Origin of the sequence: Algoriphagus formosus, assembly GCF_002807035.1 — a bacterium.
GTDB lineage: Bacteria > Bacteroidota > Bacteroidia > Cytophagales > Cyclobacteriaceae > Algoriphagus > Algoriphagus formosus.
The window spans coordinates 295051-319920 of sequence record NZ_NIUC01000002.1; the positions used below are offsets into that span (position 1 = coordinate 295051).

Here is a 24870-nt window from a genome sequence, read left to right on the forward strand (position 1 = left end):
GGGAGAGTAAAGCGAGATGCTTCCGGATTAAGTTCCTTTCAAGGCATTCAACTGTTCACACTTTTTTTGCTTGAGATAAAATAGAAAATCATAAAAAATTTTGAGAAACTTACAACCCGATAAAAACCTAATCAAATATTAGAATAAGTCAATTTTCAACTAAAGAGAGAAAGAATTTATAACTTTTTAAACTTTAAATATTTTTGAAGGAAAAGACACTTTTTTGAATTTCAAAACCATAAATAATATTTTTAAATACATTTTTTTGCGTTTCAAATATTAGCATGCATATTTGCGTACGATTAGACACCCATCTCTTCCCGATAGTCCTAAACTGAATTTGTACAATTTTGACCAAAGTACTGAACACGAATTTACCCTTGAAAAAAACCTATGATCTCTAGAATTTCTAAAAATATTCTTTCGAGGTTTTCAGCTCAAATGAAAGTCGTGGGGCTATTTTGGCTTTTGGCCTGCGTAGGCTTTTTTAGCAATATTTCGGAGGTAAAGGCTCAGTTCCCTGTAATCGAATCCACCGCTACATTTCAGAATAATTCAAGACCAGATAATCATGATGTAGACTTACCAAATGGGATCCAAAACGGCGATTTGCTATTGATGATTTTGCGGCCTCAATCTAGTAGGTCAATCAGTATTCCCTCTGGATGGATTCAATTAAGTACTAGAAATGATAACGGTCGATCATATGTCATTTATCGTGAAGCAAATGGTAATGAGGGCTCCAGTCTAAATATTAGGTTAGACGATGATGGACGACTTGCTGCAATTACCTACCGGATATCGAATTGGGAAGGCACTCCAGAGGCAGTTGTAGCGGGTTCTAACACGACCAATCCACCTTCTTTGACCACTTCTTGGTCAGCCAGTCCTACGCTATTTTTAGCAGCTAAAACCAATCGAGTTACCGAAAATAACGTTAATGGACCTCCTAGTGGATATGGAAATTTAATTACAGTAGCAAACTCAAGCAATAGAAGAACCTCTAGAGTTCGAGTTTCTTCCGCATCTCGCAATTCAACTAACTCAAACGAGAACCCAGGTTCATTCAACCTATCGGGAGATTTCGATTCTCCCCATGCCTTCACCATAGCAATTAAAGGCAAAGCGAGAGTTTTAACGGTTACAGCCAACCCAATCACCAAGGTTTATGGGCAATCCGATCCAACATTAACTTATTCGGTATCTGGTTTTCAAGGGAATGACAATGCAAGTATTATTACTGGATCTTTATCTCGAGCTAATGGTCAAAACGTAGGAACCTATGCCATCAATCAAGGAAATCTTGCTGCTCCAGGATATACCATAACCTTCACAGGAGCAAATTTTTCCATAACTCCTAAGAATCTTACCATTACCCCTGATGAAGGCCAATTCAAGCTTATAGGCGAGTCGGACCCTAGCTCCTTTACCTATCAAGCATCTGGGTTTGCCTTTGCTGATAATCCCTCCATTCTCTCGGGAAACCTCGTACGGGATGCAGGAGAATCTGCTGGCTTCTATGAAATCAGGCAGGGTAGCCTAAGCAGTTCCAGTGGCAATTACACGATTGATTTTGTCTCAGGAATATTCTTTGAAATCCAGTCAAAGGTCTTAACAGTCACAGCCAATCCAATTACCAAGATTTATGGGCAATCCGATCCAACATTAACTTATTCGGTATCTGGTTTTCAAGGGAATGACAACGCAAGTATTATTACTGGCTCTTTATCTAGAGCTAATGGTCAAAACGTGGGGACCTATGCCATCAATCAAGGAAGTCTTGCTGCTCCAGGTTATACCATAGAATTTGTAGGGGCAAATTTTTCAATCACTCCAAAGCTTCTAACCATTACCCCTGATGCTGGCCAATTCAAGCTTATCGGCGAGTCGGACCCTAGCTCCTTTACCTATCAAGCATCTGGGTTTGCCTTTGCTGATAATCCCTCCATTCTCTCGGGAAACCTCGTACGGGATGCAGGAGAATCTGCTGGCTTCTATGAAATCAGGCAGGGTAGCCTAAGCAGTTCCAACGGTAATTACACAATTGATTTTGTCTCGGGAATACTTTTTGAAATCCAGTCAAATCCAACTCAATACCTAGTCACAGTTTCTTCTCAAAATCCAAAAAAAGGCACCTCGATTACCATCACAGCTCAATTAGCAGATGTCAATGGGAATACTGTATCAGAAGCGGGAAGATTAGTTTCCTGGTCCGAACTGAATGGAAACTCTGGCACATTCTCCTCTTCCACATCCACTACAGACGGAGATGGAATTGCCACCATAGAATTTACTGTCGCTAATTCAGTTGGGATTACAACTCAAATTACTGCTTCCGGATCAGGCGGACTATTCGGAACCTCCCCAGAAATCACTACGGTCGATGCCATTCCGACCCAGCTGGTCTTTGTACAAGACCCCACAGGCAGTACGACAGAAGCAGGACAACCTTTTGCTCAACAGCCGATTATTGAAGTTCAGGACGCAGATGGGAACCGGGTAGAAAGTGCTTCAGTCCTTATTTCTTTAAGTTTGGAATCTGGATCTGGAGAGCTACGCGGGGAAATCGAACTCCAGGCAGTCAATGGTTTGGCGACTTTTTCGGGATTAAACATTGACTTGGTGGGAAATGATAAGGTTATTTTGGCAGAATCCGAGGGATTATCTTCTGCCTCCAGTGGGCAATTTGCCATCTCGGTAGGACCTGCTGCATTATTCACCCGCTATGCGGGAATCCAACAGGTGGCTCCCACAGGAATGGCGGTCACCACTCCTCCAGCAGTTAGGGTTCAGGATATTTTTGGGAATCCAATTTCAGGGGTTTCGGTAAGTTTTTCCGTCACTTCTGGTGGAGGCAATATTGAACCAACCACGGCAGTTTCTACGAATTTAGCAGGGATAGCCTCCTTGACTTCTTGGATTTTGGGTGAGACTCCTGGCCAAAATACACTAACCGCAAGCTCTTCAGGCTTCACTTCTCTGACATTTACAGCCCTTGGTACCGAAGATGCAATACAAGAATTCAATACCAGTACCACTTGGACTGTGCCTCCGGGTGTGACCAGCATTATGGTCGAAGCTTGGGGCGGCGGTGGAGGCGGCGGTGGATCTGGTGCATTTTTCGGTACTGGTAGAGGTGGCGGAGGCGGAGGCGGAGCCTATTCTTCAGCCACCATTTCAGTCTCTCCGGGACAAACACTTAGCATCAATGTTGGTGTGGGTGGTGTAGGAGGCGCTAATGCTGATGGTCAAAATGGAGGTTTTTCTAGTGTAGAAACCGGAGGCACCGAGCTAATGAGTGCCAATGGAGGAATAGGTGGCCAAGGAGCAACTGGTGTTTTTGGAACATTTAATGGCAATGGTGGAAATGGAGGAAGCGGAGCAGGAAGTACTCCTGGAGGAAATGGGGGGAATGGAAATAATAATTTTGGAGGAAATGGTGGTGGAGACGGTGGAAACGGCGGATCTGCGCAATCGAATGGAAATGGAAATGATGGAAACTCCCCTGGAGGAGGTGGAGGAGGTTCAGTCAGTTCTGGATTTGGCTCAAATCAAGGCGGTAATGGAGGCTCAGGCAAAATCATTATCACTTACCCCAAGCCTGTCAACCAATTCCGCGCATCGGCTTCCGGAAATTGGGAGGATGAAAATACCTGGGAGCAGCAGTTCTCGAATGGACAATTTGCAAAGATCAACTCCAAACCTGGGACAAACTCCATGGTGATGATTTCGGGAGAAAACACCAAGGTCAATGTCTCTGACAATCTTTCTATCTCAGGTTCAGTCAGCATAAACGGAAAAGGTGAACTGAGTCTAGTCTCTGGAAAATCCTTAAGCTTAAACTCAGGCTCAACGCTGACTGTAGGGAATGAAGGAATCCTTAGTCTCCCAGCCGAAGGCACTGTAAATGGAGCTGGAAATGTAACGGTTAGCAAAGGGGCAACCTTAGCTATTGCACATCCAGATGGAATAAGTCTTTCAGGGAATAATGGAGCAATTCAAAATACTGGAACCCGTACCTTCAGTAGTGAAGCTAATTATATGTATAATGGGTCCGAAGCCCAATCCATAGGAAGCGGGTTACCATCAGTGGTCAACTCTCTGATGATTGACAATAGCTCGGTAGTCACGCTGGATAGACCTTTAGAAGTTACATTGGATTTAGTCATGAACTCAGGTTCATTCCAATTGGATGAATCACTATTAGTGGATCTTGGGATGACTTTGAATGGTTCCTCGGAGCTTGTTGTGAAAAATGGAGTATCCTTCACCGCAGACTTATTATCTAATCTAAACACCAATGATGCTTCACGGATTGTATTGAATCCAGGAGCTAAATACAGTAATCTAGGAATCAGTACCCCTACTATCGAAGTGCAGCAACTTCTGACTGGGGTGAAAGGATGGCGAATGCTAGGCTCTCCGGTAAGTGGGGCTACCTATCTCAATTTCTTGACTGGACTGGAAAGTCAAGGCTTTACAGGAAGCTCCAACCCTAGCCTTCAGCCCAATGTACTTTGGTGGGACGAAACAGATGGTGGCACTACCCTGCAAGGATGGAGACAACCTTCCAATATCAGTGAGCAAGTCCCGAATGGAAGAGGACACTATGTGTATGTCTTTGACGGAGGTTCCAAGGCTTCATCCGGCAATTACTCCGATAATCTCCCAATAACCTTATCAGCCTTTGGTTCTGAGATAAATCTGAACAATGGTGGATTTGATTTTGGAGTGACCTACACTCCACGCAATGAAGATTTCAAAGGCAATGTAGAGTCAGGGACCTACACGCAAGTGGAAAGCGCTGTGGAAGGCTTCAATTTACTTGCCAATCCAACAGCCAGTTTTATTGACTTTTTCAAAGAAAGTGGCTGGACTAAATCTGGAATCGATGAAACTATCTACATCTGGGATCAGAATTTCAACAATGGTCAGGGAGATTTTAGAGAAGTGACAGAAGATACGCCAGAAGCAAATCGGTTAATTGCTCCTTATCAAGCTTTTTGGGTGAGAACAAACCAAGAAAACCCGAGCCTGACTCTTTCTAATGAGGCTAAGTCCTTTGCTTCAAGCATGTTCTACGGAAGAGTTATGAGTGAAGTGCCAGGAGCAAATACCTCAAAAATTATTCTTTCGATTCAGGGAGAGGGATTAAAAGCGAATGCCAGTCTGAGAATTTCCGATCAGGGGGAAGATGGCTTGGATCCTTGGGATGCATTTCAGCTGGAGTCTCTCAACAGCTTCTGGCTCAACCTATACTCCTTGGGATCTCCAGATCAATTGGATCCATTGGTAATTAACCATTTAAGCTTGCCTGAGCAGGGCGAAAAATCAATCCCGCTCTACGTGGCAGCCGCTAAGAATGGGCAGACTTTCTCAGGAAGTTATACCTTAAACTGGGAATTACCGCTTGATTGGCCTTCTGATGTACCGGTAGTACTGATGGACCACATCTCCAAAACTGCTATTGACATGAGTGAGGTGCAATCTTATGAATTCAGCTTTGAGGCACCAACCTCTACCAATATGCGGATTCGAACAGAGGACGGGGAGATGAAACAACCACAAGCGGTAGTATTTTCGCATGAGATCAAAGATGGAGAAGGACAGAATTTCAGAACCAAAAGCGGTCAAATCACTCGTCCATTTACGATCATCATCGGCTACACTGGTGATGGAGCCAATCCAGAATATCGCCCCGAAGTACCAAAACTCTACACCCCTTACCCTAATCCTTTTGTTGACCGTACAATGATCAAATTTTATCTTCCTGTGGAGGATGCTGCAGAAATAAAAATCTACAGCATAAATGGTCAGGAAGTAGGAAGTTTCGAAAAGCAACTATACCCAGCCGGAATTCACACTTTGGAATGGATACCAAATGCAATTAATCTACCAAAAGGAGTGTACCTAATTCATCTTCAAACGAGTAATCAGCTGATGGTCCAAAAAGCAATTAAATTATAATTCAATGTCAAAAAAAATATTCCTGATCCTGCTTTTTGGGTTTTTTGCACTGCAAACTCACGCTCAATCATCCTCTTTTTCCATCAAGGCTACAGCCGTGGTGATGGAGAATCTACAAATGATTACGATTCGGGATATGGACCTAGTGAGTCCAGCGATTGTTGAAAATACAATTACTGTAAGCCCGATTACAAGTACCTATGCTGGGCTATTTAAGATTTTGGGTAGTCCAAATGCAAGAGTTCAGATTAATTATACACCAAGAGAAACTTTGGTGGAGCAAAATGAAGGAGTAGGGCTAGTTCAGGCGGTTTATTCCCTGAGCGCAGCTCCAGAAGACAATCAATCAGCCAGTTTTTTGTTGACGCAGGGAAATGCTGATGTCACCATCGGCCCTATGGGTGAGGTATTTATTTGGCTGGGGGCCGAATTGGACGTTTCTCAAGCTACTCAGGGTAATTATGTATCAGAATTTGTCATAGAATTTGAATACATGTGATGAAGAAGGTTGCAATTTTGATCGGGCTTTTACTATTATCGAATCTAGTGATCAGCGAGGCGGTTGCTCAACGGATCAATTTCTCAACTTGGACAGGAAGTGAGGATGTAAGCATTCGTTCGATTGGATCGGTGATTTCCTCCTTGCGATTCAATGAGAAACAGCAAGTTCTCTTGGCCAATACACCAGCCATCAACATTGCAAAAAATGACCCCCAAGTTGCCATTTTTGAAATTGAAGCACCCTCCGAATTTGATATTACGGTAGAACTTCAGGCCCCTAACTTTCTGGCAAAAGAAGGCGATCCAAAAAATGGAACTATCCCTTTCGCTTTACAAATGTCATATAGCAATCAAGGATTACCCAATGAAATGGCCGCTCTCGGATCATCTATGGATGTCCCTTTGGGTTTTACAAGTGTGACTTTTCCGGTTCATGCAGGAAGAAGAGGTGTACCCCTTCCTCCAAACCCAGAATTGTATGGAAATGCGCGACCAAAATCAACAGTCTACCTGTTTGTTTATGGTACTTTAGGCCCGATCGGACAGGTCAGTGCAGGAAATTATGTAGGTGAAGTCTTAATTAATGTATATGTATCAGGTGGCGATTAAGGTATTCTTCTTAGTCTTGGGAATTGGCCTTGGTTCTTTACAAAAAGGATTCGCTCAAAGTCAACCTGTCCGAATCAGTATTGAACTCCCAGCCGGTGTAGGCCTGAGCTCTAAAGTTCCTTCTGCAACTAGCACAAAAGGAGGGAATTCGGGAATTTCGGAATCTGAAAAGGTGGACTTTGCTTTGATTGCTGAAGACGGGACACTAATTCCACTCACCTGGATCCAAATGAGAAGCTTGGAAAACAGCCAATTTTTGATCGACCTTCGAGATGAAAAAGGAATTCAAATTAATTTTCCTATTTACTTTTTGAATGATCAAACGGACGAACTTTTTTCATCCAAAGCTTATGAAAGACTTCCGGCATTAATGCAATTCGATCGGTCTTCCCTACTAATTAGAAATAAAATACCCCGCCAAACTTCAGTTCGAGCTTGGTTGGGAATCCCGAGTCTGGTCCAAGGGACCACCTTGGTTTTGGAGTACTTTTAATCCGACTTCGAAAGGGAAAAACCATAATTCTCAAAACCCCTAATACAATAGAAGTATTGACTTTTTGGCTTCTACAATTTCTAGCAAAAGCCAGCAAATTTACCATTCACTTCAGATAGTAAAGTTTGGAAATCTGTCCAGCAAAAATTCTTTTAAAATGCTCACAAACAAGAGCAAAAAAAATCCGAAAACACCCTTCCCTACTGCAGTTTTTTGGTTGCCTTAGCTGATTCCCAATTACAATATTTCTTGTTTGAATTCAATATGAATTCCATCAAAATAAAGGAGTTTATCATGAATTTCTATTTTCTTTTTAGGCGATGATTCTTAAGAAATTATTATGGAAATGGAATTCTATCCAATGATTTAAATTTTCTCCTAAAAGGAAGCGGATATTTTTGGCAAAAAATAATTTTTTTTCGAGTAAATTTAATATTAGTAAAATGCAATTATTATTGAATTATTGGTCAATTATTTTCATTTTTTATAATCCTATTTATTGATTTTAGAAATCCAAAATACACGTTTTTTCATTTGAAATTATTTTTTATGTATTTCAAATACATTTATTTGGGTTTTAAATCATCTTTACAGTATATTTGTAACAGTAAAAGTGATTTCAGAACCTGTTGATCAAAATTTAACTATTTCAAGAACACAACAGATACTAAGAATCATTTTTCACTACCTAGGTAAAATCAAAATTGAAACACAAAAACAAACCTTTAAACAATCAAATTAAACAAGTAAAAACTATGAAAAAACTAGTAAAAATTATCGCCGTAGCGGCCTTCGCTATTGGATTCGGAGTGACCGCTCAGGCGCAAGTTAGAAGTGCTGATATGACTGCATCAGCTACTGTGTATGATGCTATTTCAGTAGAAAAAACAGCTGACTTGAATTTCGGCCAAGTAATGAAGGGTACTAAAAAGTATATTAAACCAGGAGGTGGCGCTGCATCTAGTGATGGTGAAAATGTTTCTACAGCGGGTATTCGGCAAGGCGGTTTTAAAGTATTTGCCGGTGCTGGTTCTAATGTGATACTTTCCTTCAATAACTTGACAGAATTAGTTAATGGAACCAATAAAATGCCTATTATCTTCAATGAAAATGAAGCTGGTGATGAGGAGACTACAATAGGATATGGAACTGAGTCTAGCTCCTTAACAAGGTTAAACGTAGCAACATCCAACCCTATAACATTCCCTACCTCGACAGTTGATGGAAAAAATGGGACTTATGTTTATGTGGGTGCAACTGTAGATGCTGCGGCAGATCAAGTTAGCGGAATTTACACTGCTACCCTGACTTTAACTGCAACCTATAATTAATTCAATCCAAAAGAATACCGGTGGAAAAGACTTTTCTACCGGTATTTTATACTAAAAACCAATGAAATCTCTCATCCTATCGATTCAATTTCTACTTGTCTTTGGCATTGTTCAAGCGCAAGTTTCATTAGCTCCGACTACCGTATTTGCTGATGCAAATGGGATCGGTACTATGTATGTTTCCAATGGTTCAGATAAGCCACAAGAAGTTAATATTAGCTTTTTATTTGGCTATCCCGGAAATGATGCTGAAGGAAATCTGCAAATGATCTATTCCGACAGTATCAGAGAGAATCAGGCGGGCTTAGGAGACCGAATTCGTACATTTCCTAAGTCCTTTATACTGGCTCCAGGTCAACAACAAGCAGTGCGTTTCCAAGTTCGTCCGGATAGAAACAGACCAGATGGAATGTATTTTACAAGAGTCAAGGTAGCCTCCAATGAACAAACAGCTAGCGTAGAAGAAACAACAACCGAGGGTATCAGTACGCAGATTAGCTTAAGGTTAGAACAAGTTATAGCCGTCTTTCAAAAAAATGGAGAAACCTCCACTGGCCTGGAATTCAAAGAAATAGCGGCAAGCAGAAAGGAAAATTTTATTAAGGTAGAATCTAAATTCACTGTATCAGGAAATTCCCCATTTCTAGGAAGCTTGGAAGCGGTAGTGAAATCGAATTCAGGTGAAATAATCGCAAGACATCAGCAGACGGTAGCCTTGTATTTCGAAGGCCTCAGAAGCTATTCCATTCCAATTCCCGAAGACATTACACCAGGAGATTATGAAGTAGAGCTCCTTTTCAAAACAGAGCGCTCTGACATCTCAAGCTCTGACTTGGTTCAAGCACCTCCTGTCAGAAAAAAACTTAGTGTTACGCTCTAATTCACAAAAATTCTTCTTCAAAACTTTCTAAATCGTAGTCACGGTGGACATAATCAATCCAGTGGTATTCTTCTGGAAGCGGGTTTTTTGTGCCCTGTCAATACTTGCTTTTTGCCTAGGTTCCATACCCGAACTGCAGGCTCAGCAAGAACCTGACGGAGAAGCCCTGCTGACTTTTTCCCATCCATCCATCGGACAATATTATGTGAATGCAGTTTTTTTTGGAGATGTAGCATTCTTACCACTCGGTGAATTCCTGAGCCTCACTGAGATTCCTTACGAACAAACCGATAATAAACTGGGCCTACAGGGAGTCTATCCCGGTCCAAAAGAAATTTGGAAAATAGATCCGGTAGCAGGTTTCATTTGGATCAATGGGGTATCAGAACCACTTCCTGCAGATAAATTTTACCTGGGCGAACTCGATCTTTTTGTTCATCCAGAATATTTTCAGCGCATATTTGAAATGGAATTTACTGTAAACCCTTACGCGCTATCCTTGTCTCTTAAGTCAGAGCAAGCTCTTCCAATCGAAGAGAAAATGAAACGGGAGGCCATCCGAAAAAAATTAATGGCAAGAGCTGAACATCAGGGAGATGTTCCCATGGCCTTTCCAAGAGATCGGTCCATTTTAGGCTTGGGTATGATGGACTACGCTGTCAATTTTGACCAGTCCTCCGAAAATACAGTTACCACCTTTCAACTCAGGGCCGGCGGCGAGTTTTTAGGCGGGGATATTCAGGGAGCCTACACCGGTTCTGTAGATGCTGAGGGTTTGAGCAGTCAATTCTCGGGATTACGCTGGCGATATGTATTACCGGGAGGCTTAAAACCTAACAAAAACGTCCTGCTGAGCAGCATCACCCTGGGACAAATCAATACCACGAGTCTGACAGACGCTGTTTCTTTGACGGGCTTTTCACTGACAAACAATCCTGTAATTCCCCGACAAGAGTTGGATGTCTATGTGATCGACGGCTACACCGAGCGAGATTCAGAGGTAGAGCTATTGATTGGGGGGCAATTGGTTGACTTTATGCGGGCTGATGAGGTTGGTTACTATCGATTCAATGCACCGGTGACCTATGGAACTGTCCGTTTAACGCTGAGAATCTACACGCCTCAGGGAGAAGTGATCGTTCAGGACCGTCAATTGCAGATCCCTTTCTCCTTCCTGCCCAAGGGATTTTTGGCTTACAATATTCAAGGTGGCAGGCTCCAGAATGCTGCAGATTCCCTTCCCTCTGATCTTGTGGGACATGCGGACCTTGCATTTGGATTGAGTAAATCAACGACAATACGTGCGGGTGTAAATTATGGGGACTACTTTGGCATCAGTAGACAGAATACTTCCTTTGGTTTGTCTACCCGTTTGTTTCAGCAATACCTCTTCAACGTAGATTATTTACCCGAGCGATACTATCGAGCCAATGCCAGTGTTTTTTATGCCAATAACATCAACATCAGTACACAGGCTACCGAATACCTGACGCTTCCAGACGAAGAAAATGCAAGTAGCCAGCCTATAAGAGATGCTAACTTAAATGCCTTCCTTCCATTTAAGCTATTTGGAAGATTTTCAGGGATTCGATTCGGTGGAGAAAAGCAATGGCTAATGGATGGATACAAGGGAAATCTCCAGGCTGACTTTAATATGCAGCTTGGGAAACTGGCTGCACGTTTCAATTATCGGGCACAGCTTTTTGGCCAAGGAAGTGGTGATGATCTCTCCTCGGAATTTGCCCCCGGAGTTTTGACAGGCTCCTTCACTTATTCCCTTCCACGAAGTCCAAGTTTACCTGTTTTTGTGAAAGGCATGTTTATCCGATCTCAAGTAAGATACAATACTGCCTCCTCCCAATTGTCTAATCTGAATATCCAAGTTTCACAAACGCTATTTAAACTGGGACGCCTAACCATGGCCTATGACCGGGATTTGGTGAACGGTAATGGACAATTTCAGATTGGATTTCTTTACGACTTTAACTTCTTCAGGTCGTCTTCTCAATTTTCAAAACGAAAAGGAGACTATTCTGTCCGACAAAGCATCAGTGGATCGATTGGTATAGACCCTGTGGCTGGTGCCTTGCTACCTTCCAATCGAGATCAGGTCTCGAGGTCAGGAGTATCTGTGCGGATGTTCATTGATGAAAATGAAAATGGGAAATTTGATAAAGGAGAGGAAATAGTCCCTGCCAAGGCAGTACGTCTAGATAAATCCGGAAATATGCTATTAGGATCTGATGGCGTACTGAGAATTACCCAATTGCAGAGTTATTGGACTTATACACTGGAAATTGATACGCAGTCTTTGCCTGATCCAACCTTGGCACCTAAGGAAAAGAAATTTGGCTTTGTAGCTGAACCGAACCGATTCAAGGTAATCGATATTCCGCTTTACCGAACAGGGATCATTGAAGGGGCTGTGCTTATGAAGCAAAAGTCCGGAGAACAAGGAATAGGCGGACTTAGGTTGCTACTTACCAAAAAAGGAACAGGTGAACTTATAGAAACCCTTCGGACTTTTGCCGATGGATCCTATTATGCATTTGGTTTACTCCCTGGGAATTACCAGTTGGAAATAGATCCTAAACAGCTGGAGTTTTTGAATGCCAATGTGGATCAAAGTATCATCGAATTTGAAATCAAACCGCTGATAGATGGGGACTATTTAGAAAACCTGAATTTCACCCTTTCAAAGATCGAAGAGGAGTAGGCTTTTGAAGACTTAATCAGTTTACCATTAGGGCAATAAAATTGAATCTAAAATGAACAAATGGATTCAATATCAAGTTGATTTTGGGCGGTTTATATCTTGTGAGGGTCAAAAAATCTATTGATTTTTGCTGTTCATTTAAAAAATCCGCGATAAATTAAATTTACATTTTAAGCAAAACCCAATAATCTTATAATCACCAAAGTAAGCCATGAGAATTTTAGAGAAGAATATGGGATTACTTGATATTGGGATAAGAATAATTCTTGCTGCGGTATTATTCACGTTATTTTTCACCAATACAGTTACCGGAACAATAGGTTTTATTGATTTGGGCATAGCCATATTATTCACAGTTACTTCCTTTGTTGGATTTTGTCCTCTATATAAAGTTTTCGGATTTAAAACCTGTCCGAATAAGAGGTTAAAGTAACTTTTTCTAAAAAAGAGACTCGAAGGCTCAATTCGACACCTCCTTCTTTCGATTCATTTTTACCAAAATTTCTAATGTAAAACTAGACCCAAACATTCAGAAAATCAGCATCAATATAATTTTGAGCTGGATTTGATTCATTGGCAGTCCCGTGTAAACAAGAATGCCAATTTCTGTCCAAATTAGTTTTTCCCTTGGAGGATCTCCCTTCATCAGGTATCTTGGATTAAGATTTTAAATTCAAGTTTTTTCATTCCAAATGCTCAAAATCCTTCATACTGCAGATTGGCACCTTGGCAAGCGCCTACAGGAATTTCCCAGAATCGAAGAGCAAAAGCTCGTGCTCGACGAAATCTGCCAGATTGCCGATGAGCAGGAGGTTGACCTTGTCCTTTTGGCGGGTGATATCTTCGATAGCTTCAATCCTGCGCACGAAGCCGTGGAATTGCTCTACAAAACCCTCCGCAGATTATCAAAAAATGGAAATCGTCCCATTATTGCCATCTCCGGCAATCATGACAGTTCCCAATTTGTCGAAGCACCCGATCCCCTCGCGCGGGAAATGGGTATTTTCTTCTATTCCCGCTATGACAGCCTTATTCCAAATGGAACACTGGACTCAGGAGTCGAAATTCTACGAACAGACAAAGGTTTTGTGGAATTAAAACTTCCAAAAATTAACTTTCCTATCCGGTTGATTTTGGCTCCCTATGCGCATGAGGTCAGCTTACGCACCTATCTTGGGGAGGAAAACCGGGAGGAAGAATTTCGCAATCTCCTTGCTGATAAATGGAAAGCCCTGGCTGACCAATACTGCGATTCCAATGGGGTGAATGCCTTCGTTGGCCATTTCTTTTTTGCAAAAAAAGGAGCTCCACTAGAAGAGGAACCTGAGTCAGAGCGCCCAATACTACATGTGGGCGGTACACAGGCACTATTTACAGAAAATCTACCTCCACAGGTTCAATACGCAGCGCTAGGGCACCTGCATCGCTACCACGCGGTGGATAAAAATCCTTGTCCTGTAGTCTATTCCAGCAGTCCACTGGCTTATTCCTTTTCGGAAGCAGACCAGGAAAAGCAGGTAGTCATCGTCAGCTTAGAGCCCGGAAAAGCCGCTGAATACAGACCAATCCCCTTAAAATCAGGGCGACCACTTTACCGAAAAACCTTCGACAATCTGTCTGACACGTTGGATTGGCTAAAGGAAAATTCATACTGTTTTCTGGAACTCACCTATCAGACAGAGCACTCGATCGATGCCAATACTCGCAAAGCAATCAATCAGGCGCATGACGGAATAGTCAACCTGATTCCCCAAATCAAAAACCCTCAAGGACAAGAATCGCTAAGCCTGAAAGCTGAAGATCTCGAAAAAGACATGCTCAGCCTTTTCAAGCTTTATTTTCAAAGTGAACGGGGACAAGAACCGAATGAAGAGCTCCTCGAAATTTTCAAAGAAGTCATCAGTCAAGATTCCAACGCATGATTCCTGTACAGTTAGAAATTCAAGGCCTTTACTCCTATCGCGAAAAGCAGACGATCAACTTCGATCCGCTGACAGCCGCTGGTCTTTTTGGTATTTTCGGAGCTGTGGGAAGCGGAAAGTCTTCTATCCTTGAGGCCATTTTATTGGCTCTCTATGGTAGCACCGAGCGCCTCTCAGATCGTGGTGAAAAAAACTCCATGCTCAACCTCCAAAGTGAGCAGATGCTGATTCGATTTATCTTTCGCTCCGGAAAAAACAATACCCAAACCTTCCTCGCACGCTATGAAGCCAAGCGCAACAAAAAGGATCCCGAACGGGTAGATCCGGCTTCTCATATTTTCTATCAGCAATCAGGCTCAGATTGGGAAGCAATCGACACTAAAGCTGAGGAAATCATTGGGATGAAAAAGGAGCATTTCAAGCAGACTGTGATCATTCCTCAGGGGAAATTCCGGGAATTTATCGATCTCACCCCAGGTCCACGTGCTGAAATGATGAAGGAACTCTTTGGTTTGGAGCGCTTTGATCTATCAGGTAAAACGGGACATCTCCTAAGAGCTGTAAAAGATGAAAAGATCCGATTAGAAACTCGATTGCAAAGCCTGGAAGCCTATTCCGAGGAAGGGGTAAAAGAGATTCAAACCCAATTGGAAGCGGCTAAGAAGAACTGGGAAAAAAGTCTGTCCGAGTTGGAAAAGCTGGAGAAAATCCTGAAAACCCAAGAAAAACTTCGGGAAAAAAATGAAGCTTGGCAGCAAAACCAAAAGTCTTATGCTGAGCTCCAAGCGCAGAAACCTCAGATAGAAGAAAAGCGACAAATTCACAGGGATTTTATCACCGCAAAAACCTACCTGAGACCTGTTTGGAATCAGCTACAAGAGCTTCAAAAAGATGTCGAAAAATACCGGGTAAGCATTACGGACGCAGAGCGATTCGCGGTAGAATTTGAAAAGGAAATTGATCGACTACAGCAGGAGGAAACTGCCCTTCGGCAAAAGAATCAAGACAGACCCAAGCGGGAAGGAAAGATCCGCGACCTCAAGAAAGTCTTGGAAATTCAAGAGCTGGATTCTAGGTTCCAAATTGCCAAAAATGAACTGGATCAAATCCTTCCGGCGATTCAAACATTTCAGGCAAAGCGAAAGGACTTGGAAAAGGAGATTCTGGAAAAAGAAACCTTCCTACAGTCCGAATCCGGCACGGATGTCAATCAGCTAGCCGAATTGAAAAACCAACTGAGTTCCTGGAAGGATCTTTTGGAGCAGTTGGCACAAAAGGAAAAGCTCATTTCCCAATTTGAAAAGGAAAGCGAGCATGTCGAAAACACGCTTTTGAAATTGCGGCATAGCATCCCGCGTGAATATGAGAACCTCGATAAGTGGCAGCAAGCTCAAAAAGAAGTGATCAATACCTGGGATGAAAAACGGGAAAATTTGCTTCGCAAATCCGGACTTCACAGCCATGCCCACTTGCTGGAGGATGGAGAACCCTGCCCGCTTTGCGGTTCCTCAGAGCATCCCAATCCTTTGGAAAAATCGGCTGCTGACCGAAGCTTACGCGAAATCGAGCTAAAGATCGGTCAAGAAAAAGAGGAGCTGGAGAAAATCCTTCTCATTAGACAGCAGCTCAAAGAGCAGGAGATCTATCAGCAAACGCACAGTGAAAATCTGAAAAGAAACCGTTCAGAAAAATCGCTCCTGATAGAGAAACTTGAAAATTTGACCTCACTCCTTTCTGCCCAATCTATCCATCAAAAGGATGAATTGGAAGCTTTTATTGCTAAGCTGGAAAATCAGAGCCAAGTCCGGGAGCAAAACCTGAAACAGCTTCAATCCCTAAGAAAAGAACTGGATCAGGTACAGAAGCAGCTGGATAGCTCGCAGGAAAATCTCCAAAAGGCCCAACTGAAAAAAGAAAATACTCTCACGGCGATCCAATCCAAAAAGGAGGAAATCAAGGATCCTGAATTTTGTAAAAGCTTTTTCTCCAAATCTCCTGAAAAGGTAGAGGAAACTATCCTGAAGGTAGAGCGGGACATTGAAATCGCGGCAGAAGAACTCGAGAGTAAGCAAAAATACCTGCAGGAAGTCCGGACCAAAGCCACGACGAACCTTGCCGACTTGAAAAACTTCAAAGCGACACTTGCAACTTTGACTTCAAAAAATGAAAATCTAAGTGCAGAGTTTGAGCAACTGAAAGCGGAGCATGGGTTTCAGGATGAAGAGAAATTAATCGAGCTATTCGAGCATTCCTTGGATGCCGAAAAGACCGCGAAGGAAATTCAGAATTTTGATCAGCAGGTGGCATTGGTAAAAAGTAAAATTGAAGAATTAGAGCAGGATCAAGCGGTAGTTTCTTTCGATCAAGCCGCATTTGAACAGTTGCAAAGTGACTTAAGTCTTTTCAAAAATGAGTCAAGGGAGATTCAGAATCGATTGACCCTACTTCAGGAAGAGCTTAAGAACACCAACCAAAAACTGGAGGAGAAAAAAGAGCAGGAGAAGCTTCTAGCCGAAGTAGAAAAACGGGAAACTTACCTTCGCGAACTGGAAAAACTCTTCAAAGGAAGCGGCTTTGTCAAATACGTGAGCTCGATCTATCTCCGTGAACTTTGCCACACGGCCAATCAGCGATTTATGAAGCTCAGTAAAAACAGCCTGGCATTAGAGATTGATTCTGATAACACCTTTTGGGTGATCGATTACCTCAATGGAGGCAAAAAACGACTGCTAAAAACGCTCTCCGGAGGTCAGACTTTTCAGGCTTCCCTCTGTTTGGCTTTGGCTTTAGCTGAAAAAGTCAAAGCACTCAACCAAGCTGACCAGAGTTTCTTCTTTTTGGATGAAGGCTTTGGGGCTCTGGATCGAAATTCCCTCCGCGTTGTATTCGAAACCCTCAAGTCCCTTCGCCACGAAAACCGAATAGTCGGGATCATCAGCCATGTGGAAGATTTGCAGCAGGAGATCGGAGTCTTCGCTCAAGTCGAGCTAGACCCAGAGGTAGGTTCGCAGGTGAGTTATTCTTTTTGAGGGGTGATTGCACCTTGACGGAGAAGCGACCTCAAAGGTATTTCCGTCATTGCGAGGGCAGAAACCTAAAAACCCTATAGCTGCCCACTTTCTTTTCATGCCCGAAGCAATCTTAAAATCACCCTTCATCTCCTTGAGACTGCTTCGTCGTTCCTCCCTGCCTTGTCGGCAGACAGGCTCGCAGTGACAGTAGAAACGTCATTGCGAGGGCAGAAACCTAAAAACCCTAAAGCTGCCTTTTTTCTTTTTATGCCCGAAGCAATTTCATAATTTGTTATTCTCTACTTTGGGACTGCCTGCCCTCCGGGAGGCGGGCTTCGCTTCTCTCGCAGTGATGGGGTAAGACTCTTCCAATTTTTCATTAAATTGAAATCACCATCAAAATCTAACCCTTATGAGAACCCTAATCAGCATTTTCTTTTTATCGCTAAGCTTTTCAGCTTTCTCCCAAAATACACCGAGCAAAGACATTCAAATCAAACTGGCTCTTTTGGCCGCTCCTGAAGATCAGCAAAGCGAAGCCACTGTATATGCCTATGATGGAACGCTCTTGAGAAAAGGAAGCAATCAGACGATTTGCTTGGGGGATGATCCCAACCGAGAGGGACTGAGCGTCTCGTGCTATCATAGCAGCGCACAGCCATTTATGGAACGTGGATGGGCGCTTCGAAAGGAGGGAAAAGGTTTTCAAGAAGTCTTTGACACCCGGGAGGCTGAGGCAAAAGCAGGAAAGCTGCAATTACCCGATCAGGGCTCCGTACTTCATGTGCTGACAGCTGATGAGGCTGATGTCAATTGGGCTACCGGAGAGGCGCAAAATACTTATACGCGATCTGTGGTCTATATTCCTTGGGCTACTGCGGAAAGTACGGGTCTTCCACTGAAGCCCGCAGGTCCAGGACTGCCTTGGATCATGGACCCTGGTACCCACAGAGCTCATATTATGATCAACCCTCCTAGGAATTAAAGTCAAAAAAGACATAGCCTTTTTACAACCTAGACCGATTGGAATAATGGATGAAGGAATTGTAGAGTCTATTTGATGGCTCAACAATTCATCACAAAACCTACATGAAAAAATTACTTATCACCGGAGCTACGGGAAATGTGGGTGAGCGAGTCATTCATTTCCTGAAAAACAATAGACAGGGCTTTGAAATATTGGCTTGCTACAGAAGTGAAAAAGATAAAGCGAGACTCTCAAAAATCACTGATATCACCCCTGTTTTTTTTGATTTTGAAGATATCGCTAGCATCGAGATAGCTATTTATCAATGTGATATCCTATTCTTATTAAGACCTCCACATTTGACAGACGTTAAGAAGTATTTCGAACCTATCACCCATTTAGCTAAAAAATCAGGACTTGAGCAGATCGTTTTTCTGTCTGTTCAGGGTGCTGAGTCAAGCACCTTGATCCCTCACCATAAAATCGAAAAACTTATTGTAGAAAGCGGTATTAATTTCACCTTTTTGAGACCTGCTTACTTTATGCAAAATTTCACCACTACGCTGAAAAGAGATATTCTTGAAAAAGATGAAATTTTCCTGCCAGCAGGAAACGCAAAGTTCACACTGATTGATCTCAATGATGCGGGTGAATTCACATCTAATGTATTGATTAATAATGAGTTACACATCAACCAAGCCTATACTCTAACTAATCAGGAACAACTTACTTTCCAGCAAATGGCAGTCATATTAAGTGAGGAATTGGGAAGAAAGATAAGTTTCAAAAGCCCGAATCTGCTCAATTTTTTTATTCAAAAAAGAAGAGAGAAAGTCCCAACTGCCTTTATCCTTGTGATGATCATGTTGCACTATCTGCCAAGATTTTCATCAACTCCACCTACCACAGATACTGTGGAAAAGCTCATCGGATCAAAACCAATAAATTTTCGAGAATTTGTCAAAAGGGAAAACAGTTCTTTGAAGTCACCTAGTAGCTAACAAAAGGCATCTGATGGATAAATTCGTCTGAATCCACCTGCTTCAAAATGAAGTCCGACAAATCCGCCCGAGCGATTTTGGTCCCGGAATTGACTCCGACCCAGCCTACACGATAGCTTTCTTTTGGCTTTTCGTTTGTCAGCCTAGGTCCCCGAATAATCACCCAATCTAATCCGCTTTCTTTTAACACTTTGGAATGTTGAATCGCGTCATCCAGAACTTTTGAAAAAGCTATTTTCATAATAGCCCGTATAAGTTTATCTGCAAATTTAGGTTGATCCTTTTCTGGAAATGGAAGCCCACCGCCTGAGAGTGAGATAATTTTTCGGATCCCAAATCTGTTCATAGCCTTCACAATATGGTTAGTCCCATTTGTTTGAAGCCATTCTGGAGAATTTTTTACATGCCCGAATAAACTGACTACCAAATCACAATCTTTGATCGTGGTCTCCACATTTTCATAATTCAAGACATCCCCTTTGACAATTGTTAAATTATTGGAATAATAATCCACTTTTTTTGGATCCCTGACCAATGCCTTGATTTGATACCCTTGATCCAATGCCATCTTCAAGACAAGCTTGCCCGTCTGTCCAGTTGCTCCAAATAACGCGATAGTTTGCATGTGTTTATAATTTGATTTAAGCAGTAATACCAATGACCCATTAAGGAGGAATAGCCACCCATTAGAATAGCTTCCGTCAGATGGGTTCGATCTTTTTACTTGTTTCTAAAATTCAATTCCAAAGCTAGGTTAAAAAGAATGAGCATACTATTTTAGCAGTACTAACCTTTTTGTGTGTATGAAAAACAAACCAATTGAAGTTACGGCTAGATGTCCTATAAGAACTACATTGGAACTGGTGGGAGGGAAATGGAAACTAATTATTCTCCAACAGCTAATAAGCCATGAGGAATTGAGACTAAGTGAATTGAAGGTTTTAATTCCAGACATCAGTGAAAAAATGTTGATCCAGGAACTCAAAACTCTAAAAATAAGTGATTTAGTTGATCGGATTAATTATGGAGAAGTCCCTCCAAGAGTGGGGTATCGAATTACTGAGAAAGGTCGAAATGCACAATTGCTGATAGATGAAATGGTACATTTTGCAAGAAGCTATGAGGAATAAAGACCTGTTTATTCATTTTGCCATCCACATTTGACAACAAATCGGATTCAAATTGATTATTTTAGATGCTAGTTATTGGAATTATGGAACAGTATATCGCTTTCTTCGAAGATTTGCCTGCACTTTACAAACTCGCTTGGGTAGTTGCCTGCTTGGGCTTGGTTTGGACACTTGAACTGGTCATTCCACTTGTCAGGCATCAATATGACAAGATCAAACATGATGGCGTCAATTTGGTGTTCCTGAGCATGTCCATGGTCATCAATGTGCTGGTTGGTATTGCCACAGTCGGTGTTTTTTATTGGATTAGTACTTCGAAGGTGGGGATTTTACAGTGGGTTGAATTACCCTTCTGGGCAGAGCTTCTCATTGCAGTGATGGCCTTGGATTTTATTGCGCAATATGTGGCGCACTACCTGCTGCACCGGGTAGCTTGGATGTGGAAGTTTCATTTGGTGCATCATAGTGATACGAAAGTAGATGCCACCACTGGCACCAGACATCATCCCGGCGATTATTTTATCCGGGAACTCTTTTCGATTGCGACAGTGATCGTTTTTGGTATTCCAGTTGCTTTTTATGTTTTCTACCGAATTTGCACAGTATTTTTCACTTACATAACCCATGCAAATATTGAACTACCCCGATGGATTGACAGACCGCTGAGTTTCATTTTTGTCACTCCCAACGTGCACAAATTTCATCATCACTTTGAGCGTCCTTGGACAGACACCAATTTTGGAAATATCTTCTCGATTTGGGATCGGCTATTCGGTACTTTTGTATACGATGACACCAAAAAAATCCAGTATGGAGTCGACGTGACTGACCCGCTTAGAGATGAAGATCTACGCTACCAATTGGGTTTGCCACTGAACAAATCCATCAAAACAGACAAGGATTTGTAGGCTTATCAAAGTCCAAAAAATTCGATCACCGAATCGGTAATGTAATTCACTTCACCTTCAGTAATCCATGGATTCAAGGGTAGCGACAATCCTTGTTCAGTGAGCTTCCTGGCGTTAGGAAAATCTCCTTGAGACTGATAAGGCTCCATGTCCGGGATGATTTTTGGGTAATGGATGGCAGTTCCGATTCCCTTTTCTTTCAAAAAATTTCTAAGCTCATCCCGTTTGATCGTCTCCACGACGAAAAGGTGAGCGTTGTGATCGTCAGCAAGAATATCCTCAGGGAGTCCAAGTTTTGGAAGGCCACCCAATTTTTCCAAATAGACTTTAGCCAAGTCCTTTCTCCTTTTTTGAATAGCATCAAATCTCCCCAAAAACAAATTCAAAAAGCCAGCTTGAATAGAGTCTATTCGACTATTTCGGCCGACAGAAACATGATCATCCCGGCTGACTTGTCCATGATTGATTAAAACCCGGATTTTTTCGGCGATCTTTTCATCTTGAGTCAAGCACATGCCAGCTTCTCCCAAGGCTCCAAGATTTTTGGTAGGGTAAAAGCTTAGACAGCCAATATCCCCCCAAGTCCCTGCAGCTTTTCCATTTCTTGTCGTCCCAAAAGCCTGAGCCGCATCCTCAATGACGGCAATTCTCGAGGACTTCGCTGCTTCACAAATTGACTCCATATCTGCCATGCGTCCATACAAGTGAACGGGAATCACTGCTTTGGTCTGTTTGCTAATAGCTTTCACCCAATCTGTCCGCAAAAGCCCCTTCTCATCCGTATCCCAAAAAATGGGCTTCGCTCCTACTATTCTGACAACCTCGGCTGTACTGACCCAAGTGAGCGCCGGCACAATCACTTCGTCTCCCGTGCCAATTTGTAGCATTCGAAGTGCCAGTTCCAAAGCATCCGTTCCATTGGCACAGGCGATCGCATTTCTACTATTCAGCTTGTCTTGGATCGATCTTTCGAATAAATCCACTTCTTTCCCCCCTGAAAAAACACCCTTGTCCAATAAAGCAGCGAATTTCTGCTTCAACTCCTCTTTGAGCTCAGAATCAATCCTGCTTAAGTCAAGAAAGGGTACTTTCATCGAGTATTTCAGCTAGTTGTTTACTTAGATTTTTTCTGGAAAAATGAATAATCTCCTCAGGATTTGAACGTGAAAACTGACCGCTACTTAAAGACTTTAGGCTAGATCGGATTCCTTGTTCATCTTCCGATGCAACTACCCTTCCACCCTTAGACTCCTTTAATATTTTCGCCGTATCACCTTCTGGATCACCCAATGCCAATATCGGAATACTTGTGGAAAGGTATTCAAATAGCTTCCCCGGAATGTTTCCTTTGGCATTTTTAGTGGTGGTGAGAATCAAGACAAGCGTATCAGCCTGCGCATAGTAGTCAAAAACCTCCGCATGACTGACATAACCCGGGAAATGAACCTGATCTATCAGCCAAGGGTCATTTTTTACAAATTCTCTTACCTGCTCACTGACTTTTCCGACAAAGGTAAATTTGACATTTTGTCCAGTCTGAGAAAACTCCTCCCGGAAGGCATTCAGAATAGGTCTAGGATCTCGGATAGAGTCGATGACTCCGGTGTACACCAAGTGCAGCTGACCAGTATGAAATTTCTTGGGCTTGAAATCAGCGGGTAGATCATCCGAATCAAAACCATTCGTAAGCAAATCAATCTTTCTCCCTGCTATGCGCTCCAAATCAGCTTGAAAGCTGGGAGAGATAGTCAAGACATGATCTGCCAGAGTCAACACGGCCTTTTCCAGCTTTTGATGCTTTCTTCTCACTGCTGAAGACATCGGAAGGGTATCCAAAAACTCCCATTCAGACCAAGGGTCTCGAAAATCAGCTACCCAAAAAACTCCTGTTTTTTCCTTTAGCTGCTTCCCAATCAAATGCATGGAATGGGGAGGTCCCGTTGTGATGATGGCCTGATAATGGCCTGACTGTACAGCCTCAAGAAGAAACTTCACGGAGGGTTTGATCCAAAATTTCCGTGGATCAGGAACCAATAAATTGGCACGTGCCCAAATGGCTATTTTTTCCAAAAAAGTATGATCCTTCTGCTCTTGGATTCTTGCTGGATGCGACTTCTTTTTGCCTCTCAGTTTTGCCAAAAGTGAGTAGGGTTCCCAAATCGGAAACTTGATTACTTCCAGGTCCTTAGAAATCTCCTTCTCCAAACTCGCATCTTGAATATCAAAATCCGGATTTTCCGGGGTAAAAATGACCGGTTCCCAATCAAATTCGGGTAGGTATTTGGCAAACTTTAGCCAACGCTGTACCCCGGAGCCTCCACTTGGCGGCCAATAATACGTAATGATGAGAACCCGTTTTTTCATTCCTGTACAAAGTAGTAGCTAGCAGTGAGAAAGTGCAAGTTTGCTGAAAAGATTCTTACTTGGGCGAAAACTGATAGGAAAATTGGCGGTGAGATAAAAATTTCAGAACCGTGCTTTTCTTCCTATATTTTCCCAAGCTAAAACCTTGACAATATGGAAGGAAACATACTGACTGAAGTTTTTCTACCCCTGACGCTGGCAGTCATCATGCTTGGAATGGGGCTCAGCCTGACGGTTACGGATTTCAAAAGGATTTTTATTTACCCAAAAGCCGTGACTTTGGGGCTAATCAATCAACTAGTAATTCTTCCGTTGATCGCTTTCTCATTAGCAATATTTTTTGATTTGAATCCAGGGTTAGCAGTGGGCTTGATGATTTTGGCAGCTTGCCCTGGCGGCCCCACATCCAATCTCATTTCCCATTTGGCAAATGGTGATACGGCACTCTCGATTACTCTGACTGCCTTTTCCTCCCTGATTACGGTGGTGACCATCCCTTTCATCGTGAATTTCTCAATCTCCTATTTTATCCCGGGTGGAGAACAGCCCCCGCTGAATATATTCGGCACGGTGATCTCAGTATTGGCTATTACGATCATTCCTGTTGCGATCGGCATGTTGATTTTCAAAAAATCACCTCAGCTTGCACGAAAAATGGATAGGCCTTTTCGGATCTTTTCTGCAGTTTTTTTCGTGGTGATCATTCTAGCAGCCATTCTGAAAGAGCGAGAAAACATAGTAGACTACTTTAGTCAAATTGGACCGGTAGCTCTAGGCTTGAATGTTTTAACCTTAGCTTTTGGCTTTTTCTCAGCAAAAGCCTTGGGACTTGTGGCAAAACAAGCTCGGACTATTTCCATCGAATCAGGCATCCAAAATGGCACACTTGGGATCACCATCGCCGCTACCCTAATTGGCAACTCAGAAATGACTATACCCTCTGCTGTATACAGCTTGATTATGTTTGGTACAGCAGGCGTTCTAATTTTCATTGGGGGTAATAAAAAAGCGACGACAAAAACTGCATAAAGTCAAGGGGCTTACTGCATTAGAGTATCCTTTTGAAAAAT

18 protein-coding genes are annotated in these 24870 nt (G+C 42.5%); 15 read left to right on the forward strand and 3 right to left on the reverse strand.

All coding sequences use genetic code 11. The annotated features are described in order from the left end of the window. Positions 1 to 393: 393 nt before the first annotated feature. The 12 genes from CDH51_RS07355 to CDH51_RS07410 all read left to right on the forward strand — a co-directional run bounded on the left by CDH51_RS07355 (position 394) and on the right by CDH51_RS07410 (position 19398). On the forward strand, positions 394 to 5967 hold the full coding sequence (locus CDH51_RS07355) for an MBG domain-containing protein (RefSeq protein ID WP_100628055.1): 5574 nt from the start codon (positions 394 to 396) through the stop codon (positions 5965 to 5967). Positions 5968 to 5971: 4 nt separating this feature from the next. Next, the gene (locus CDH51_RS07360) at positions 5972 to 6466 is read left to right on the forward strand and encodes a hypothetical protein (protein WP_100628056.1); all 495 of its coding nucleotides are present in this window, start codon (positions 5972 to 5974) and stop codon (positions 6464 to 6466) included. Continuing rightward, entirely contained in the window at positions 6466 to 7077 is a 612-nt protein-coding gene (locus CDH51_RS07365) for a hypothetical protein (protein ID WP_100628057.1), read from the forward strand. The genes CDH51_RS07360 and CDH51_RS07365 overlap by 1 nt, the downstream gene beginning before the upstream one ends. After that, positions 7052 to 7570: a hypothetical protein gene (locus tag CDH51_RS07370; RefSeq protein WP_157807067.1), complete on the forward strand. Its 519-nt coding sequence runs from the start codon at positions 7052 to 7054 to the stop codon at positions 7568 to 7570. The genes CDH51_RS07365 and CDH51_RS07370 overlap by 26 nt, the downstream gene beginning before the upstream one ends. A gap of 704 nt (positions 7571 to 8274) precedes the next feature. After that, positions 8275 to 8901 (forward strand): DUF4402 domain-containing protein, encoded by a 627-nt coding sequence (locus CDH51_RS07375; protein ID WP_100628059.1) that lies wholly within the window; start codon positions 8275 to 8277, stop codon positions 8899 to 8901. A 61-nt stretch (positions 8902 to 8962) separates the two neighbouring features. Continuing rightward, positions 8963 to 9781, forward strand: a complete 819-nt coding sequence (locus CDH51_RS07380; RefSeq protein ID WP_100628060.1) for a COG1470 family protein — start codon at positions 8963 to 8965, stop codon at positions 9779 to 9781. A gap of 43 nt (positions 9782 to 9824) precedes the next feature. Beyond that, positions 9825 to 12497, forward strand: a complete 2673-nt coding sequence (locus CDH51_RS07385; RefSeq protein WP_232724774.1) for a hypothetical protein — start codon at positions 9825 to 9827, stop codon at positions 12495 to 12497. Positions 12498 to 12708: 211 nt separating this feature from the next. Continuing rightward, positions 12709 to 12930, forward strand: coding sequence for a YgaP family membrane protein (locus tag CDH51_RS07390; protein WP_100628061.1), 222 nt, complete (start codon positions 12709 to 12711; stop codon positions 12928 to 12930). A gap of 259 nt (positions 12931 to 13189) precedes the next feature. Further along, positions 13190 to 14419 carry a metallophosphoesterase family protein gene (locus tag CDH51_RS07395; RefSeq protein WP_100628062.1) on the forward strand — a complete coding sequence of 410 codons (1230 nt, stop codon included), beginning with the start codon at positions 13190 to 13192 and terminating at the stop codon, positions 14417 to 14419. Continuing rightward, a complete protein-coding gene (locus CDH51_RS07400; RefSeq protein WP_100628063.1) occupies positions 14416 to 17448 on the forward strand; it encodes an AAA family ATPase in 3033 nt (1010 codons plus the stop codon). The genes CDH51_RS07395 and CDH51_RS07400 overlap by 4 nt, the downstream gene beginning before the upstream one ends. 394 nt (positions 17449 to 17842) lie before the next feature. Beyond that, on the forward strand, positions 17843 to 18415 hold the full coding sequence (locus CDH51_RS07405; RefSeq protein WP_100628064.1) for a hypothetical protein: 573 nt from the start codon (positions 17843 to 17845) through the stop codon (positions 18413 to 18415). 104 nt (positions 18416 to 18519) lie between these two features. Next, positions 18520 to 19398, forward strand: coding sequence for an NmrA family NAD(P)-binding protein (locus tag CDH51_RS07410; protein WP_100628065.1), 879 nt, complete (start codon positions 18520 to 18522; stop codon positions 19396 to 19398). Here the strand turns inward: CDH51_RS07410 and CDH51_RS07415 are convergent. Next, entirely contained in the window at positions 19388 to 20023 is a 636-nt protein-coding gene (locus tag CDH51_RS07415) for an NAD(P)-dependent oxidoreductase (protein ID WP_100628066.1), read from the reverse strand. The genes CDH51_RS07410 and CDH51_RS07415 overlap by 11 nt on opposite strands. A gap of 178 nt (positions 20024 to 20201) precedes the next feature. On the opposite strand from CDH51_RS07415, the gene CDH51_RS07420 reads away from it, so the two are divergent. Both CDH51_RS07420 and CDH51_RS07425 read left to right on the forward strand, forming a co-directional pair. After that, positions 20202 to 20528, forward strand: coding sequence for a winged helix-turn-helix transcriptional regulator (locus CDH51_RS07420; RefSeq protein WP_100628067.1), 327 nt, complete (start codon positions 20202 to 20204; stop codon positions 20526 to 20528). An 83-nt stretch (positions 20529 to 20611) separates the two neighbouring features. Then, entirely contained in the window at positions 20612 to 21436 is an 825-nt protein-coding gene (locus CDH51_RS07425) for a sterol desaturase family protein (protein ID WP_100629372.1), read from the forward strand. Positions 21437 to 21441: 5 nt separating this feature from the next. Here CDH51_RS07425 and CDH51_RS07430 read toward each other — a convergent pair whose 3' ends face one another. Continuing rightward, positions 21442 to 22530 carry a DegT/DnrJ/EryC1/StrS family aminotransferase gene (locus CDH51_RS07430; protein WP_100628068.1) on the reverse strand — a complete coding sequence of 363 codons (1089 nt, stop codon included), beginning with the start codon at positions 22528 to 22530 and terminating at the stop codon, positions 21442 to 21444. Further along, complete coding sequence (locus CDH51_RS07435) at positions 22511 to 23800, reverse strand: glycosyltransferase family 4 protein (protein ID WP_100628069.1); 1290 nt, start codon at positions 23798 to 23800, stop codon at positions 22511 to 22513. Before CDH51_RS07435 ends, CDH51_RS07430 begins: the two co-directional genes overlap by 20 nt. A gap of 153 nt (positions 23801 to 23953) precedes the next feature. On the opposite strand from CDH51_RS07435, the gene CDH51_RS07440 reads away from it, so the two are divergent. Next, positions 23954 to 24829, forward strand: coding sequence for a bile acid:sodium symporter family protein (locus tag CDH51_RS07440; protein ID WP_100628070.1), 876 nt, complete (start codon positions 23954 to 23956; stop codon positions 24827 to 24829). The last annotated feature ends 41 nt before the right edge of the window (positions 24830 to 24870 follow it).